12 protein-coding genes are annotated in these 16,631 nt (G+C 61.9%); 1 reads left to right on the forward strand and 11 read right to left on the reverse strand.

Features of this window, described 5'->3' with window-relative positions; translation table 11 throughout:
* Positions 1-157: 157 nt before the first annotated feature.
* The 10 genes from J2D73_RS19470 to J2D73_RS19515 all read right to left on the reverse strand — a co-directional run bounded on the left by J2D73_RS19470 (position 158) and on the right by J2D73_RS19515 (position 12,213).
* Positions 158-769, reverse strand: coding sequence for an LUD domain-containing protein (locus J2D73_RS19470; protein ID WP_207884032.1), 612 nt, complete (start codon positions 767-769; stop codon positions 158-160).
* A complete protein-coding gene (locus J2D73_RS19475) occupies positions 766-2,337 on the reverse strand; it encodes a lactate utilization protein B (RefSeq protein WP_207884020.1) in 1,572 nt (523 codons plus the stop codon). The genes J2D73_RS19470 and J2D73_RS19475 overlap by 4 nt, the downstream gene beginning before the upstream one ends.
* Positions 2,334-3,077 (reverse strand): (Fe-S)-binding protein, encoded by a 744-nt coding sequence (locus J2D73_RS19480; RefSeq protein WP_026398869.1) that lies wholly within the window; start codon positions 3,075-3,077, stop codon positions 2,334-2,336. The genes J2D73_RS19475 and J2D73_RS19480 overlap by 4 nt, the downstream gene beginning before the upstream one ends.
* 282 nt (positions 3,078-3,359) lie before the next feature.
* The gene (locus J2D73_RS19485) at positions 3,360-5,045 is read right to left on the reverse strand and encodes an alpha-keto acid decarboxylase family protein (RefSeq protein WP_207884021.1); all 1,686 of its coding nucleotides are present in this window, start codon (positions 5,043-5,045) and stop codon (positions 3,360-3,362) included.
* A gap of 289 nt (positions 5,046-5,334) precedes the next feature.
* Positions 5,335-5,799: a DUF1203 domain-containing protein gene (locus J2D73_RS19490; RefSeq protein ID WP_207884022.1), complete on the reverse strand. Its 465-nt coding sequence runs from the start codon at positions 5,797-5,799 to the stop codon at positions 5,335-5,337.
* Between the two features lie 331 nt (positions 5,800-6,130).
* Positions 6,131-7,027, reverse strand: coding sequence for a fructose bisphosphate aldolase (locus tag J2D73_RS19495; protein WP_207884029.1), 897 nt, complete (start codon positions 7,025-7,027; stop codon positions 6,131-6,133).
* A 243-nt stretch (positions 7,028-7,270) separates the two neighbouring features.
* Complete coding sequence (locus J2D73_RS19500) at positions 7,271-8,755, reverse strand: amino acid permease (protein WP_408736867.1); 1,485 nt, start codon at positions 8,753-8,755, stop codon at positions 7,271-7,273.
* 395 nt (positions 8,756-9,150) lie between these two features.
* Entirely contained in the window at positions 9,151-10,197 is a 1,047-nt protein-coding gene (locus J2D73_RS19505; RefSeq protein ID WP_207884024.1) for a retroviral-like aspartic protease family protein, read from the reverse strand.
* A 37-nt stretch (positions 10,198-10,234) separates the two neighbouring features.
* Positions 10,235-11,206: a prolyl aminopeptidase gene (gene pip / locus J2D73_RS19510; protein WP_408736866.1), complete on the reverse strand. Its 972-nt coding sequence runs from the start codon at positions 11,204-11,206 to the stop codon at positions 10,235-10,237.
* Entirely contained in the window at positions 11,203-12,213 is a 1,011-nt protein-coding gene (locus J2D73_RS19515; RefSeq protein WP_207884025.1) for a tyrosine-type recombinase/integrase, read from the reverse strand. The genes pip and J2D73_RS19515 overlap by 4 nt, the downstream gene beginning before the upstream one ends.
* 69 nt (positions 12,214-12,282) lie before the next feature.
* Here J2D73_RS19515 and J2D73_RS19520 point away from each other — a divergent pair, with 69 nt between their 5' ends.
* The gene (locus J2D73_RS19520; protein WP_207884027.1) at positions 12,283-14,520 is read left to right on the forward strand and encodes a primosomal protein N'; all 2,238 of its coding nucleotides are present in this window, start codon (positions 12,283-12,285) and stop codon (positions 14,518-14,520) included.
* 289 nt (positions 14,521-14,809) lie between these two features.
* Here the strand turns inward: J2D73_RS19520 and J2D73_RS19525 are convergent, their stop codons facing one another.
* Complete coding sequence (locus tag J2D73_RS19525) at positions 14,810-16,129, reverse strand: MFS transporter (protein WP_086643810.1); 1,320 nt, start codon at positions 16,127-16,129, stop codon at positions 14,810-14,812.
* Between the last annotated feature and the right edge of the window lie 502 nt (positions 16,130-16,631).

Below are 16,631 nucleotides of genomic sequence, written 5' to 3' on the forward strand. Positions count from 1 at the left end.
GCGTTCGTGCGTTCGTGCGTTCGTGCGTTCGTGCGTTCGTGCGTTCGTGCGTTCGATATCGTCTAGCTCGCACGGCAGGACACGTCCACCCGACAGGAGCGCGTGACAGCTTTCGTAACGCCGTGTCGGCGTTCCTCGCATTCTCTGATATTCGACTCTACGTCTCGGGGCAGAACAGCACACGCAGAGAGCGCACGCCCTGCGCGCCATGGATCAGCACGCCCTCAATGTCCGCAGTTGCGGACGGTCCTGTCTGAAAAACAGCGTATGCGTGCCGCCGCCACTCGGGTCGCCGGTAAGCGTGATGGAGATTAGCGACAATTTGCGTCGGGTCGAGCAACACGATCAGATGTTGCGCCAGAAAACCAGCGGTATTCACAATCAGCCTGCTGTCCGGCAGACACACAGAACCTGTCTCGGCGACGCCGAACGCAGCTCGGACCACGCTGACCTCCACATCCGCCAGGGACGTTGGCGCCATGTCTGGCGTAATGGCGCGAACGCCCTGCGCGGCGTCGTCAGGCAGTTCCTTCACCGCACTGGCGACGACGCCACGACCGGCGACCGCAGCCCTCAACGCGGCGATCGGGTCGCCCTCGCCGTGCTCCAGAATTTTGCCGCCCATCGTCTCGACCATCTTCGTAAACGCCGCGACCAGATCGGCCGGGGCGTTCACGTCGAACAGCGGCACAGCGGGAAGCGGGGCTTCGACTTTCGGACGATTGGCCCGGATGGCGGCAAAAATCGCCTCGCGGCTGCTGGCGCTCACGACGCATCTCCCCCCGTCTTGGCCGAGGGGTTGCTCCCCTTGCCTTTTTTTCCGTCCTTGCCGCGCTCGCGCTTGTACCACTGGTGAAAGGTTTCTCGCGGCGTGTGCGGCATCTCGCGACCGCGTGTCCATGTGTTCATCCGGTTATAGATGATGAACCGGGGCAAATGCCGCAGCGCGCTGTCGGCCAGCGGCAGGCTCGCACGATACAGGCGCGGCGATGACAGGATCGCGCCTGCCGCCTTCATCATGTTTTTTTTGAACGCCGGAATCTCGTGATTTTCAGAGAGCACCTTACGCCAGCCCGCGATTTGTTCGTGAATGTTGATCTTCACCGGACAGACGTTCGTGCAACTTCCATTCATCGTGGAAGCAAAAGGTAATGTCGAATATTTGTGGCGATTGAATGTCGGGTCGATAATCAGTCCGATCGGACCAGCGTAGGTCGCGCCGTAGCTCAACCCGCCAGACCTGCGGAACACCGGACACGTATTCATGCACGCGCCGCAACGAATGCATTTCAGGGACGTCCAGAACTGCTCCATGCCGAGACGATCGGTGCGGCCGTTGTCGACCAGCACGATATGCATCTCCCCGCCCTTGCGCGGTCCACGGAAATGCGACGTGTACTGTGTGATCGGCGAACCCAGGGCGCTGCGCGACAGAAGACGCACGAAGACAGCGAGATTCTCCAGCTTGGGTATAAGCTTTTCGATGCCCATGGAGACAATATGCAGGCCCGTCGTGTTGGCCGACAGATCCGCATTGCCTTCGTTGGTGCACACCACAACCGATCCGGTTTCCGCCACCGCGAAATTGCAGCCGGTCATGCCGGCGTCAGCGCTCAGGATAAGCGGGCGTGTCGTCTCGCGCTGCTGCTCGGCGAGGTAATTGGCGTCGGCGTTATCTGGATCGGTGCCAAGCGTGCGGGCGAAGACGGCGGCGACGTCCGTTCGTAGCTTGTGCACGGACGGCACCACGACATGGCTCGGCGCTTCGTCGTCAAGCTGCTGAATCCGCTCGCCCAGATCGGTCTCGATGACCTCGACACCACGCTCCGCCGCGTATTCGCGAAAGCCGCATTCTTCCGTGAGCATAGACTTGCTCTTGATCAGGCGCTTCGCCCCGCGCGAGCGCATGATGTCGACGACGATGGAGTTATGCTCGCCCGCGTCCTTCGCCCAATGCACCTTCACACCATTGGCGAGTGCGTTGCGCTCGAACTCCTCAAGGTAATGATCAAGATGCGTCAACGTGTGCATCTTGATGTCGGAGGCGAGTTGCCGAAGCTCCTCCCATTCCTCGATCCCGTGCATCTGCCGGTCGCGCTTCTGACGAAGATCCCAAAGACGCTGATCGTGCATGGCCAGATGCTGCGGCGCCGCCATGAACCGCTTCGCGGCCCCGGACTGATCGACCGGGCGGCCAGGACGGATCACCGGACCACGGGGCTGCTCCTCAGGCCCACGCGGCGGCATGGTCACGCTGGCTCCCGCCGCATGCGTCAGATGTTCCGGCGCCCCCTCTGGCGATTTACCGGCCGGAGCCTGTGGCGTAGCGGCGCTCATGCCCGCGATCCGTTCAGAATCTGGGAAATATGAATGTATTTCTGACCCAACTGCAATCGCCGCGCACACCCTTCCTGATGCATCAGGCAGGAACTGTCGGACGAGGTGACATAGTCGGCGCCTGACCGCGCCTGATCGCGGGCCTTGTCCTGCCCCATGCGGGAGGAAATCCCTTCCTCGAACACCGAAAAGGTGCCGCCGAAGCCACAGCATTCATCAGGGCGAGCGATATCGACGAATTCCAGCCCCCGCACCTTTCCAAGCAGATCTTTTGGCTTGGAGAAACGCTCGTTCCGAAGCTCCGACATGCTGGCGATGCTCAGGCCGCGCAGGGCGTTGCAATTATTATGCAGCGCTACCTTATGTGGAAACTCAGCCCAGGGAAAAGCATCGACTTTCAGAATGTCATGCAGGAATTCGACCAGTTCGAATGTCTTGGCGCGAACTGCCGTCACTTCCTCTGTCTGTTCGAGCGCTGTGAAGTTACGTCGCACCTGATTCACGCAGCTGCCGGAAGGCGCCACGATATAATCGTATTCAGAGAAATTTTTTACGAAGAGTTCTTCGGTGGCCCGCGATTCCTCGTGGCAACCGGTGTTGGTCATCGGCTGACCACAACAGGTCTGGTCGAACGGATAATCGACGTCGAGACCGAATCGCTCAAGCAACTCCAGCGTCGCCTGACCGACCTCCGGATGAAACGCGTCGACGTAACACGGCACGAACAGCCCAACTCGCATCAACCCACCCTCTTTGCGACCATAACATCAGCGCGTCTTTGAAGATGCGCGCCTCTTTGACCACTTCTGGCCACACGGCATGACACTAGCGCAATATGGCCGCCTCGGAAGGCCAACTATCCATGCGCAGTGATCATGCAGACGAGGCAAATATAGGGGAGGTGAATAACAGTCGCGATAGGACTGGATAAACGCGGTCGAAAATCTGGCTCAGAATTGGCGAGCCTCGCGATCACCGTACCGTGCTCCGGGGCGGCTCGCCGCCCCGGAGCCAGACCCGATTTACGCCTTGGCGGGCGGGCGGCTGTTCGCGGCGGCGACCTTCTTGCCCCAGCGAACCAGCATGTCGGTGCAATCTGTCTGACCGATATGACACTCGATCAGGGTTGGGCCACGCGTGTTGGCCTTGGCCTTCTCGATCGCCTCGGCCAGCTCCGCGCCGTTATGCGCGTGCAGGCCCAGACCATGACCCTCGCCCGCATTGAATGCGTCGATCAGGCCTGCGTAGTCCCAGTTCTTGATGTAGTTGTAAGGGCCGTCATGAATCTTGATTTCGATGACATAGCCACGGTTGTTCACCAGGAAGATGATGACCGGAACTTCGTAGCGGACCATCTGCGCCACTTCCTGCGCCGTTAGCTGGAACGAGCCGTCTCCGACCATTAGCACGTGACGACGATCCGGAGCCGCGTATGCGCCGCCAAGCGCGGCCGGGACGGACCAGCCGATGCTGCCCCACTGCATCTCGCTCTCGACCTTGGCGCCGCCCGGCAGGTTCATGCGGACCGCGTTGAACCAGCTGTCGCCGGTCTCGGCCGTCAGGGTGGTGTTGCCGTCGACCAGAGCGTTGATCTGGCGCGCCATCTCATCATTCGTCAGCGCCGCATCAGGCTTCGACGCAGGAATGACATCCGGCGCGGGCTTCGCAGTCTGTCCGGTCGCCGGACGACGCGGCGCGCTCTCAGCCAGCGCAGACACGAAGGCGCCCAGATGGAAACCGGCGTAGCTGCGGCCATCGACGGTAACTTCGTTCAGGTCAGCAAGCAGTGTGTCTTCTGGCTTCGGACGGGACTGCCATCCCACCGTCGCATAATCGTTGAAGATCGGCGCGAGGCAGACCACGCCGTCCGCGCTCTCCACCAGTTCCTGCGCGCCCATCGTGCTGATCTCGCCCCAGTAAACGCCGCGGAACAGCGGATGATCCTCAGGGAAGAAGCTCTTCGCGGCGCCCATGACAGTGACGGCGCAGCCAACGCGCTCGGCCAGCGCCACGATCGGCTCCAGCGAACCCAGCGTGCGAACGCGGCTGCCGACAAGGATGACGACCTTTTCGCGTGCGGACAGGAATTCGCCTGCGGCTTTCACAGCGGCGTCAAGGCTCACACGGTCCGGCGTCGCTTCGGCCAGAAGGCTGGAAACCGGCCCCGGACGCACGCAGGGGGCGCCAGCGAGATTGCAGGGAATTTCGATATAGGCGGGCTTGCGCAGACGCAGCGCCGTGCGGATCGCGTGGTCGATCTGGGCCGGCGCATTCTCGGCCGAATGGATCACTTCCGCCGCGCAGGTGACGTGGCTGACCATCTCCATCTGGTAACCGTAATTGGTCGTGCCGATCGTGTGATGCAGAATATGACCGCTGCCCTGATCGTTGGTGTTCGGGCCGCCCGAGATGAATATGACGGGCAGGCTCTCGGCGTAAGCGCTGCCGATGGCGTTCACGGCGGACAAGGCGCCGACGTTGAACGTAACGATCATCGCTGCGGCGCCGTTGGCGCGCGCATAACCTTCAGCCGTGTAGCCGCAGTTCAGCTCATTGCAGCTGTAGATCTGGCGAGTCGAACCCTCTTCCAGAAGCTGATCCAGAAGGACAAGATTGAAATCGCCTGCGACGGCGAGATGATCCTTAAGGCCGATCTGCCCGAGACGCGCGGACAAGTAATGCCCGACGGTGAATTTCTCTGTGGTCATGAAAGACGCTCCCTGTCCTTGCGTTGATCCCCGGCGGGATCGACATCTGCGTGGAGTGTGGCGTCGTCGATCTCATCTTACTACTATATGGAAATCGCACGATCCATATTCACTGCATATGGATCGCTGCCCGCCTTCGGCTGGCCTGACGCGCAAAATCCGGCGGCCCACCGTCGTCGCGCAGGCTTGAACGGGTTGCAGCGTAACCACAGCCTCAGACTGATGACGCCGAAGCGGCGCGGAAAGTTCCGCCTGTTTCGACGCCCTCAGTCAGATACGTCGCCGCTTCTCAGGCCCGAACGATGCGAGCGGCGTAGCAGCCCCGCTTCGCATAATGTGCGTGGAGATAGGACACGTCCGGATTGGCGAAGAAACGCTCGATCAGCGGCTGCAGATCGGTCCCCTCGGAGAGATCGGCGTCGATGATCTCCCCCGCCACATTGAACGCCCGCAGCGAAATCATACGGATTCTTATGGCTTCCGGGATCGTGTCGATTATGTTGGCCGCGCACGCTGCGCCTTCTTTAATGAAAATAGCTTGCCGCGACCGGTACGGCATCACGGCGGGCTGATGCTCGTAATTGAGCAGAATAGCGTTTTCCCCGATTTCAAGATCACGAATTTCGATGCGATCGGGAACTCCCGGCTGGGCGTCAACCACGCACCGCCTTGCGCCGATCACTGACAGCTCCTCATCCGAAAGTCTGGAAAGCCACGTGAACTCGCTCGCGTCGAGCCCCTGAATGCAGAACATATATACGCCTTCTTTTCTGGCGCTATGTTCCTGACGGCTCGCGAGTGCATCCACACTCCAAATCTTGCGATCAAATTACATTAACCACGTCCGGTTTCAGTACGCGGCAGGCAAGCTCTGGACTTTCACGGCTCACACAACGGAACCAGAGAGCTGAAGTTTACAGAAAATAATGAAGAAAACCCGGCCCGACGACGGACGATCTTCCTTCGATCTGCTCTTCAGAGCGCAATAGGCTTCAGGGGAGAAAACCGCGCGTCGACGACACGACGAAGCATTCCCGCCAGACCGGAACGCCGGTTGGCGGGAGCGGAAGAACCAAACGGGCGGTTCAGATTTTTTCGACGGACGCCGTGTAGATCTTGTCGATCGCGGTCTTCAGGGCCGCATCGAACTCTGCATCGCTCATCGAGACCTTCAGGTCGCCGACCAGCGCACGGGAGAAACTGGCGATCAGACCGTGATTCGCGGCCAGACGCTTGCACGCCTCATCCAGCGGATAGCCACCGGACAGCGTCACGACCCGCTCGACGCGCGGATGCTTGACGAGGTCCAGATAAAGGTCCGGCACGTCGGGAATCGTCAGCTTCAGCATGACCTTGTAATCACCCGGCAGCGCGTCGAGACCCTTGAGAAGCTCTTCGCGCAGGATCGCCTCGGCACCCTTCTTGTCCGGGCTCTTGATCAGCACTTCGGGCTCAAGGATCGGCGTCAGCCCGTGCGCTGCGATCTGCTCGCCGAGCTTGAGCTGCTGCGCCGCGATCGCGGCGATACCCTCGCGATCCGGCAGGTTGACGACCGAACGCTCCTTGGTGCCATACACGCCAAGCTTCGCGGCGCGGGCAAGAAGCTCATCCAGACCGGGGATCGGCTTCATCAGGCGAACGCCGTTCTTCTCGTCCTCAAGCCCTTTATCGACCTTCAGGAAAGGGACAACGCCGCGATCGTTCCACAGATAGCTCGGGACAGACTTGCCCTCGACTTCCCCGTCCATGGTGCGTTCGAAGAGAATGGCGCCGATCACCTTCTCCCCCGTGAACGCCGGGGAGGTGATGATGCGACAACGCATCTCATGCATCAGACGAAACATCTCTTCGTCGCCGGAATAGCTGCCCTCGGAGATTCCATAGAGCGCCAGCGCCCCCGGGGTCGACCCGCCGCTCTGGTCGAGCGCGGCGATGAAGCCGCCCTTGCTCGACATCTGCTCTTTCATCCGTTCAATGGACATCTTACGTTTCTCTCTGCTGAACTCAGGATGCGTGCCGGGACATGACGTCCCGCAGATACCGGCGTCGACGGCGCGTGCCGAACACTGAACGTCCGGGCGGGTCACCCTTCATCGCCCGCGAGCCGATGGCGCACGGAGGAGAGGCGCAGGTCCGGGCGACCCGCCGTCCGCCCCTCCGGCAAGTGCCGCAAGAATTGCACGACGCGCGCATCTTCGCCAGCGTCATGCGCCGTAAATGACGTGTTAATCCTGCTCGTGCTCGAGAATACGGCGCGTCAGTTCGATCGACGGGACAGTCTCCGGCATCATCATTGGCGGCTTGTTGCGGACCAGCAGCCAGCCAACGAACAGCATGACGGCGATCAACGGCGACGCCGCAATGGTGAAGACGCCTGCCGGATAATCAAACGCCATGAGAACCACGACACCCGCGAGAAAGGCGATGGTCAGCCACGACATCGCCTGACCACCGGGCATGGGGAACGCGCTTGCCGGACGCTCGCCACGCTTCACCAGACGTCGGTAGGCGATCTGGCTGCCAAGGATGAACATCCAGGTGGCGACAATGCCCAGGGCCGAGAAATTCAGGACGATCTCGAACACCTGCGCGGGCACGATGTAGTTAAGGCCGACGCCGATCAGATAGATCGAAACCGTCAGAAAGATGCCTCCCGAAGGGACGGAACTGCGATTCAGGTGGGCGAGGAACCGAGGCGCGGAGCCCCCGACCGCAAGCGCCCGAAGAACGCGGCTGGTGGAATACAAACCCGAATTCAGGCTGGAGAGCGCCGCCGTCAGGACGACGATATTCATGATCGTATCGACGCCCGGCACACCCAGCGCCGAGAAGAACGTGACGAACGGGCTGACGCCCGCGTGATACGCCGTCCACGGCAACAGGCAGACCAGCAGCACGACGGAGCCGACATAGAACAGCGCGATACGCCAGATCACGCTGTTGATGGCCTTCGGCAGAATGGTCCGGGCGTCCGAACACTCGCCCGCAGCCGTGCCAATCAGTTCGATGCCCGAATACGCGAAGACCACGCCCTGCGTCAGGATCAACGCCGCCGCCACGCCATGCGGAAAGAAGCCGCCGTTATCGGTGATGAGATGCAACCCCGTCATATGCCCGTCCACCGGCATGCGCGAACCAAGCACCACCGTTCCGACGATCAGGAACAGCACCAGCGCCACGACCTTGATCAGCGAGAACCAGAATTCCATCTCGCCGAAATACTTCACGCCTATCAGATTCATTCCGGTCACGATGCACAACGCGCCAAGGGCGAAGACCCATTGCGGCACGCCGCCGAAAACCGGCCAGAAATGCATGTAGAGCGCGACCGCAGTGATATCGACGATGCCGGTCATGGCCCAGTTCAGGAACGACATCCACCCGGCGACATAGGACGCCTTGTCGCCGAGAAATTCCTGCGCATAGGAGACGAAGCTGCCGCTGGTCGGGCGGTACATGACCAGTTCGCCCAGCGCACGGAGAATGAAGAACGAAAACGCGCCGCACACGAGGTAGACGATCGCAAGCGACGGGCCAGCGGCCTGAAGCCTTGAACCGGCGCCGAGGAACAGGCCCGTGCCGATGGCCCCGCCAATGGCGATCATCTGAACCTGCCGGTTGCCAAGCCCCTTGTGGTAGCCTTCTTCCGTCACGCCAGCGCCCTGCGTGGCGCCAGCGGAAGGTCCTTCGCCTGCCGGGCTTCTGCTCACCGCGTCTATGCTCATTCAGCTCTTCACCTTCAATTTAGGGTCCGCATAGCCAGGGACCGCCAGACTTCGGATCGGCGCAATACCGCGGAGGCACGTCGCACGTCGCGCCGACGACCAACCGTCACAGTCTGAGCCGAGGCTTTGGTCGCCACGCGTATCCGTTCGTTCATTGCGGGCAGTGCATATCCGATCCTGATCTCATCGCAAGACCCGCCAGTCGCAGGGCGCGGCAAGCCCGTTCATCTACGGGCTACACTCCAACTGGCGCAAAGCGCAGACGCCGCACGGGGAACAACAGGCGCCACACCGGATCGGGAGCTTCGTTTTTTCATCAAAACAAGCTGTCAGAGCGCCGCCGGGGTGACAAGTGAATTTCCTTGCAGCCATACGCCAGATCAGCGCCCGGAGGACGCCTTGCGTAAGTTGGCGACGAAGACGCGGCCCTCGCGATAGGAAATCCATACGCGGCGCTGCGCGAACCAGTCCGATCCCAACAGCATGTCCACCGGCTCGGAGACCCGCGCCACGGTGAGGACCGGGTTCAACTCGGTCTCGCCGCCGATAGTCAGGCTGTGAAAGCGGTGCCACCGATAGATCGACGCCCTTCCGTCCACGCCCGCAGTCGTTCCGCCGGAATCTCGCTCCAGCGCGTCTTTCGAGACGCCCAGTGCCGCAGCAGCCTCTTGGGAAACGATTCGGGACCGGGCGCCGCTGTCCAGCAACGCGGTCAGGTCGTGACCATCCAGCCTGATTTTCAGGACAATCCGCCGCCCTCGCCGTGCCGCAGGAAGAGGCGCCCAGCCGCCTTCGGCACGGGGCGGCTGATCGCATGTATCCGCCGCCCCCTCAGTCCAGAACGCCATTCTCCCGCCCGGCGCATCGAGTTCGAGCGCGTCGACGCGCCCTCCGCCAGCAGGCGCTACTACAGGGGGATGCCAGAGCACGGCGCCGTCTCCCGACAACAGATCGCCACCCAGCAGCCCCTCCACCGGCGGGTGAATGTTCGGTCGCGCGGGTAAAAAACCCATAGGAAGCGAGACCGGCCCCAGTTCCAGTCCCCCGATCCGCAGACTCCGCGCGATTACGTTCGGCGCCACGCCACCGTCCCCCCCCGGCCCGGCGAGGCGCGTGCTCCGGAGCGGGTCCGCGGGCAATTCCATTTCGCGTGCATAATCTGGAGAAATCAGACTGCCCTCGGACCCGGTGTCGACCACCAGGCTGACCGTGCGCCCGTTCACCGACACCGGCGTTGACAGGAACCCCATATCGTCGCGGAGGGGAGCTTCGGCCAGAAGGCGGGGCGCACACGACCGTTCCGCGGCTCTGGAGCCGAACGGCGTAAGCCCTAACGCCAGCACAACGAGCGCCCCGCGCGCCGGCAGCAGTCGGCGGAGCGCTCTGCAAGATCGCAGCCATTTATCGGCCTTCGCGATTTTCGTCATGGGTCGAATCTTCACGAAAATGCGCCCCTGCCGCCTGTCAGGAGAGTTTGTCTGCGAAACGGTCCACTGCGTCGAGCAAGGCGGACAGGATCCCGGGCTCAGACACCGCATGCCCGGCGTCGTCGATCATTACGAACTCCGCTTCGGGCCATGCACGATGCAGATCCCACGCGGTACGAACCGGAGTGGCCGTGTCATATCGCCCCTGCACGATCACCGCCGGAATGTGTCGGATCGCCTCCACGTCCCGAATTAACTGCCCCTCGTCCATCCAGCCTGCGTGGACAAAGTAATGGTTCTCGATCCGCGCGAAGGCGAGCGCGTAGCTCGGGTCCCGGTGCTGGGTGGCGAATCCCTCGTTGGGCAGAAGCGTGATCGTCTCGCCCTCCCAGACAGACCACGCCACGGCCGCCCTGCCCCGGATTTCTTCATCCTCACTGGTCAGAAGTTTCCGGTATGCCGACATCAGGTCGTGACGCTGATCTTCCGCCACGGGTTCGAGAAAACGTTCCCACTTGTCGGGAAACAGCCAGGAAGCGCCTTCCTGATAATACCAGTGCAGTTCCGCTTTCCGCAGGGTAAATATCCCGCGGAGAACCAAGGCGCTGACGCTTTGCGGGTGCGTTTCGGCATAGGCCAGGGCCAGCGTCGATCCCCAGGAACCGCCAAACACCAGCCATTTTTCGAAACCGCACATTTTACGCAGTCGCTCGATGTCGTCGACCAGTCGCCATGTGGTGTTGTTCTCAAGCGAGGCATGCGGCGTCGACCGGCCGCAGCCGCGCTGATCGAACAGAAGCACGTCGTATCGTTCCGGATCGAAGAGCTGACGCTGGGTCGGCGTGCATCCGCCGCCCGGCCCGCCATGCAGCACCACCGCAGGCACGCCGCCGGGCTTTCCGCATCTTTCCCAATAGACGAGGTGCCCTTCGCCCGTGTCCATCATACCGTGCGCGTAGGGTTCTATCGGCGGATAGGGCGTGCGGGGCGCGGCGGTCGTGTTCGTCACTCTGGTTCTCCTTTTTCACCTGCACGAAGCCCTTCCGCGCCATCCGCCGCGCCCAAGGCCGCGCGCGGGTGGGCGCGCTCCCAGACGTCCAGCAGCCGCGCCTCGTCCGCCAGCGTGTAGCGCTGCATCGTCGAAAGACTTGCGTGTCCCAGCAACTCCTGAATCGAACGCAGATCGGCGCCGCCTTCCAGAAGATGCGTCGCGAAGGAGTGGCGCAATGCATGGGGGGTGGCGTGGTCGGGCAATCCTTCGCCGATGCGCCATTCCCGCATCGCCCGCTGCGCGACCGCAGGGTTCAGACGCCCGCCACGAACGCCGGGAAATAATGGCTCATCCCGGGCGGGAGACGGATGCGCCCTCCGCCACTGCGTCAGGGCGTCGAGGACGCGAGGCACAAGCGGAGCAAGACGCTCCTTCCCTCCTTTCCCGACAATGCGGAGAAAGCCGCCCGCGCGCGCCGCATCGAAATCTCCGACATTCAACGCCAGCGCCTCAGAAATACGCAGCCCTGCGCCGTAGAGCAGCAGGAACAGCGCCTCGTCGCGCGCCTGCGCCATGGGTGTCCGCTCGGTGGCCGCAACGCCGGGCGCGACCTCTGCCGCGTCGCCGCGCGTGAGAGGGCGCGGCAGAGGCGTCTTGGCGCGAGGCGTCACCAGAAGCTGCGCCGCCGGGTTCTCGACGTTCAGGCGCCTGTCGAGAAACCTGAAGAAAGATCGGAGCGTCGACACCCTCCGCGCACGTGACCGGGCCGCGCGGTCACGCGTCGTCGCCGGGCGTCCGCCATGCGGGGTCAGCGCTCGTGTCTGTTCGTGCGCCAGCCACGCCCGCAGGTCGGGCAGTCCCAACGCGCCCAGCGCCCTCAAGTCGAGCGGCGCGCCGCGATGCTCCGTCATGAAAGAAAAAAACAGCGCAAGATCGCCGCGATAGGCGTCGATCGTACGAGGCGAAGCGCCGCGCTCCGCCGCGAGCCACGACAGAAAAGCGGCGACGGCGTCTTCACCCGTCACGCGGGCCGCCTGTCACGTCGCGTGACGCGGGACAGAAGACAGACGGCACGAGAGAGGTTAGACAAGGGCATGGCGCAAACCAGCCTACTGGAACCCCAGCCGCCGCGAAAGCGCGTGGCCGTGCTTCTGCCGCTACCATTTCCCTGCCCGCTCGATTACGCCGCGCCACCTGCGCTTGCAGACTCATTGCGCCCCGGCGCCATCGTCTCCGTCCCTCTGGGCGGACGGTGCGAGACCGGCGTGGTGTGGGATCAGACGCCACTGCCCTCCGACCTCACCCCGCCGCCGCCGCCCGAGATCGCCGATTCCCGATTGCGCGCCGTCTCCGCGCTCGTCGACGCGCCGCCCATGCCGGAAATGCTGCGGCGGTTTATCGACTGGGTCGCCGCCTACACGCTTGCGCCGCCGGGCATGGTGCTGGCGATGGCCCTGCGCCCCCATCTGCTTGGAACGCAGGCCGGGCCGCGCTCCGGGTGGGCCGCCGCCCCGACGCTTCCCGAAGGGATGCGCATGACGCCCGCGCGCCGGTCCGTCCTCGCCGCGCTGGAAGAAGAATCGCCCCTGAGCGGTGCGGAACTCGCCCGACGCGCGGGCGTCGGCGCTGCGGTGATTCGCGGGTTGGCGGACGCGGGCGCACTACTCGCCGCCCTGCTGGGGCCGATCGCGCCGTTCGCCGCGCCCAACCCCGATCACAACCCGCCTGTTCTGAGCGGCGCGCAGGATGTCGCCGCCACCGCGCTGCGCGCCCTGACGCGAGAACATCGGTTCAGCGCCACCTTGCTGGAGGGCGTGACCGGTTCGGGCAAGACCGAGATCTATCTGGAAGCCGTGGCGGAGTGCATCGCCGCCGGTCGACAGGCTCTGGTGCTTCTGCCGGAAATCGCGCTGTCGGCGCAATGGATGGAAAGATTCGCGCGACGGTTCGACGTGACGCCCGCGACGTGGCATTCGGAAATCGGCCAGCGAGCGCGACGTCTGACATGGAATGCGGTCGGCGACGGTTCCGCGGGGGTGGTCGTCGGCGCACGGTCCGCACTGTTCCTGCCGTTTCGCGATCTGGGTCTGATCATCGTCGACGAAGAGCATGAAACGACCTTCAAGCAGGAAGAAGGCGTCACCTACAACGCTCGGGACATGGCCGTCGTCCGCGCCCGTCTGGCGAACGCGCCGGTGGTCCTCGCCTCCGCGACGCCAAGTCTGGAGACGCTGAACAACGTGGAGACTGGTCGTTACGGCCACCTCGTCCTCCCGTCGCGCCATGGCGGCGCAGCGATGCCCACAACGCGACTGATCGACATGCGAATGGCGCCGCCGCCGCGCGGGCGTTTCCTCTCGCCCGCCCTGATCGACGAAATCGGTTCGACGCTCGCGCGCGGCGAGCAGGCGATGCTGTTCCTGAACCGACGCGGCTATGCGCCGCTGACGCTCTGCCGGGCGTGCGGGCAGCGTATGGAGTGCCCGCACTGCACGTCCTGGCTGGTTGAGCATCGTAAGCGCAAGATTCTGTGCTGCCATCACTGCGATTATCGCCAGCCGATACCGGAGACCTGCCCGCAGTGCGGCGCGGAGCACAGCCTGACGGCCATAGGTCCCGGCATAGAACGCATCACCGAAGAAGCTGAAGAGACGTTTCCCGACGCGCGCGTTCTGGTCATGGCCAGCGATACTGTCGGCGGTCCCGCCGCCATCGCAGAGGCAGTGGAACGCATCGCGCAGCGAGCGATAGACCTGATCATCGGCACGCAAATCGTCGCCAAGGGCTGGCATTTTCCGCATCTGACGACTGTCGGCGTCGTCGATGCGGACCTCGGCCTTGGCGGAGCCGACCTGCGCGCGGGCGAACGCACGATTCAGCTCCTGCATCAGGTTGCGGGGCGCGCAGGCCGCGCGGAGGCGCCGGGGCGCGTGCTGCTGCAATCTTACGCGCCGGAGCATCCGGTCATGGAGGCGCTGGTGTCAGGGGATTTTAGGACATTTATGGAGGAGGAAGCCCGGCAGCGGCAGCCTGGCTTCTGGCCACCTTTTGGGCGCCTGGCCGCTCTGATCGTCAGTTCGGAAAATCCGGAGGCGGCGCAGGACACTGCGCGAAGGCTGGGTCGCGCCGCCCCTGAAGCGCCGGGCGTCGAGGTCCTTGGCCCCGCCCCCGCACCACTCGGACTGCTGCGTGGTCGGCACCGGCACCGTCTTTTATTGCGCACTCGCCGCGCCATAGCCGTGCAGCCTATCCTGCGGCAGTGGTTGGCGGAGGTGAAAGTTGGCGCCGGAGTAAGGGTCGATGTGGACGTGGACCCGGTGTCGTTTTTGTAGATATGACCGCTGTGCCCACATAAGGCAGCGTCCAGCGTCAGGTAAAATTGGCCAAGGCGACGACACGCCAACTATCTAACTACTTTACTTCTGGAGCGTCACGTAGAAGGTGACGCTCCAGACAGCAATTGCAGCTGATTCATGCAGTCCCGCAGAGGTGGAACGAAATCGCCATACAGTACAGTGATCCAGATCTCTGCATGCTGTGAAGCCCAGTTTATCGGGTCAGAAAGAATTCCGCATCCCTGTCACGAAGGCCCATTTGGGCTTTCGTGACATCCTGCCGGACTCAGGCCGCTTCTTGCAGGCGCAGTTCTCTCTCTGCACGAGCCTCGAGCATCCGCGTATGTTTGTGCGCCTCAGGTGAGATGCGCAAGTAAAGCGTCATCGCGCCTGCCGCGAGGTAGAGGCCGGAGAAGGTCCAGATCACGCCTTCCAGTCCAAGGCCAAACCAGGACTCACAGACGCCCACAACTGCAGGACCGACCCACGTGCTGGCCCCTGCGCCAAGACCCAAAATCGAAAGCGCTGCAGCTTTTTCTTTAGGAACGATCAACGGCATGAGACCTGACATCGGGACGAACGCAGCGACGGTGCCGCCATAGATAAAGCCGGCAAGGGCCGCGAGCATGAAATTACCCGGATACCAGATCGGCGTGTAGTAGAAGAGAGGAATTGTGAGGCACGACCCGACGCAACCGAAAACGGCGACTACGAAACGATGTCCCAACTTGTCGGCGACCATACCCGCCACAAGGTTAAACAGGATATTTCCAAGAAAGATGATCGACAGCAAATCCAGCCATTGCGCCTGCGTGTAATGAAGAACATCCACGAAGAACGCAGGCATGATCGCCAGAAACGCATATTCCGAAGACGTATCGACAGTCCTGATGACACCCGCGACCAAGGTCTTCGGCTCGCGCCACATAATGCTGATCGAACCAAAAAACACGTCCTTTTTGTCGACAGGTTTCTTGATCAAAGGATGTGACCCCGTCTGTTCGCGCACCAGCAGCAACGCAATCAGACCGCCCGCAATCACCAGTCCAAGCGAGCACCAGAACGTAGCCAGTTCTCCGATATAAGGAATGGTGTACCGGGCGAATTGCGAGCCAAGCGTTGGAAGACCGGCAGAAAACGAAAACCAGAACCAACCTGCTGCGGAACCAAGCATGCGAGCGGGCGTAGCTGCGGCGATCCAGACCAGGAACCCGTAAGCGAACAGCGGGTACGCGAAGCCACGCAGAGTATAGAACGTGAGGGTCATTGCGAAATTATCTGGACCAAGCCCCAGCGCGAGGAATCCCACTTCAAGCGCAGCCCACATAATCAGACCGGCCCACATCGTGCGGCGCGGGCCATACAGATTTGATAGTGGGCCTGACAGCCACGCCGATATCATGACGGTAACCCCGTAGGTCGTGAAAAGAAGATTCACGTCCGCCTGAGTGTGGCCATGATGCAGCATGAATGTATCGAGATAGCCCGCCTCCACGCCGTCGCCGACCATGAAGAGGAGGAGGCCGACAAATCCGAAGAAAAGAGATGACGGGATACCCAGAACACCGGAAATACCCCGGCGTTGACTTGTGATTGCGCCTGACAAAAATCTGTCTTTCTTGACTAAGCGACTGCAAAATCGGACATGCATATCCCGGCCCGCCGACACGCGGTCAAAGCAGGTTGCAGCGCACGGCTTCGCGTAAAGGCGAAAGCCTCGTTTCGGAAAGTCACGTCAACGGACAACATTGACGTGGCATCGCCATGAATAGCGATGCAGAAACTGTGATATGCGTTGTTAATAAGCCGCCGCACACGCAGATGTCAACGAATTTCCACAAAAAGGCCGTATTTGGTAAAAGAAAATAAAGATAATGATTTTTATATGAAAGAAAAAAACTGAATATATTCGATTTTTGGTTGTTTATTTTACTCTTAACTAGATAATTTTTATCTATTAAAGATAAAATATCTTTACCACGATTTCGAAATATTCACTGCACACTCAGCACTCCACATGAATACGTGTGCGGTTAGCTGCAACTGGGTGGCTGTTAGAGCCTGTTTGGAAAATCGGTCTGATGTGATTCAAGCTCTGGATGTGGACG

This window comes from Acetobacter sacchari (assembly GCF_017377715.1).
Taxonomy (GTDB): Bacteria; Pseudomonadota; Alphaproteobacteria; order Acetobacterales; family Acetobacteraceae; genus Acetobacter; species Acetobacter sacchari.

Bases quoted from the DNA above. Each gene is read 5' to 3' on its own strand.
- J2D73_RS19475 (WP_207884020.1), bottom strand. From the start codon at position 2,337: ATGAGCGCCGCTACGCCACAGGCTCCGGCCGGTAAATCGCCAGAGGGG.
- J2D73_RS19480 (WP_026398869.1), bottom strand. From the start codon at position 3,077: ATGCGAGTTGGGCTGTTCGTGCCGTGTTACGTCGACGCGTTTCATCCG.
- J2D73_RS19485 (WP_207884021.1), bottom strand. From the start codon at position 5,045: ATGACCACAGAGAAATTCACCGTCGGGCATTACTTGTCCGCGCGTCTC.
- J2D73_RS19490 (WP_207884022.1), bottom strand. From the start codon at position 5,799: ATGTTCTGCATTCAGGGGCTCGACGCGAGCGAGTTCACGTGGCTTTCC.
- J2D73_RS19495 (WP_207884029.1), bottom strand. From the start codon at position 7,027: ATGTCCATTGAACGGATGAAAGAGCAGATGTCGAGCAAGGGCGGCTTC.
- J2D73_RS19505 (WP_207884024.1), bottom strand. From the start codon at position 10,197: ATGACGAAAATCGCGAAGGCCGATAAATGGCTGCGATCTTGCAGAGCG.
- J2D73_RS19520 (WP_207884027.1), top strand. From the start codon at position 12,283: ATGGCGCAAACCAGCCTACTGGAACCCCAGCCGCCGCGAAAGCGCGTG.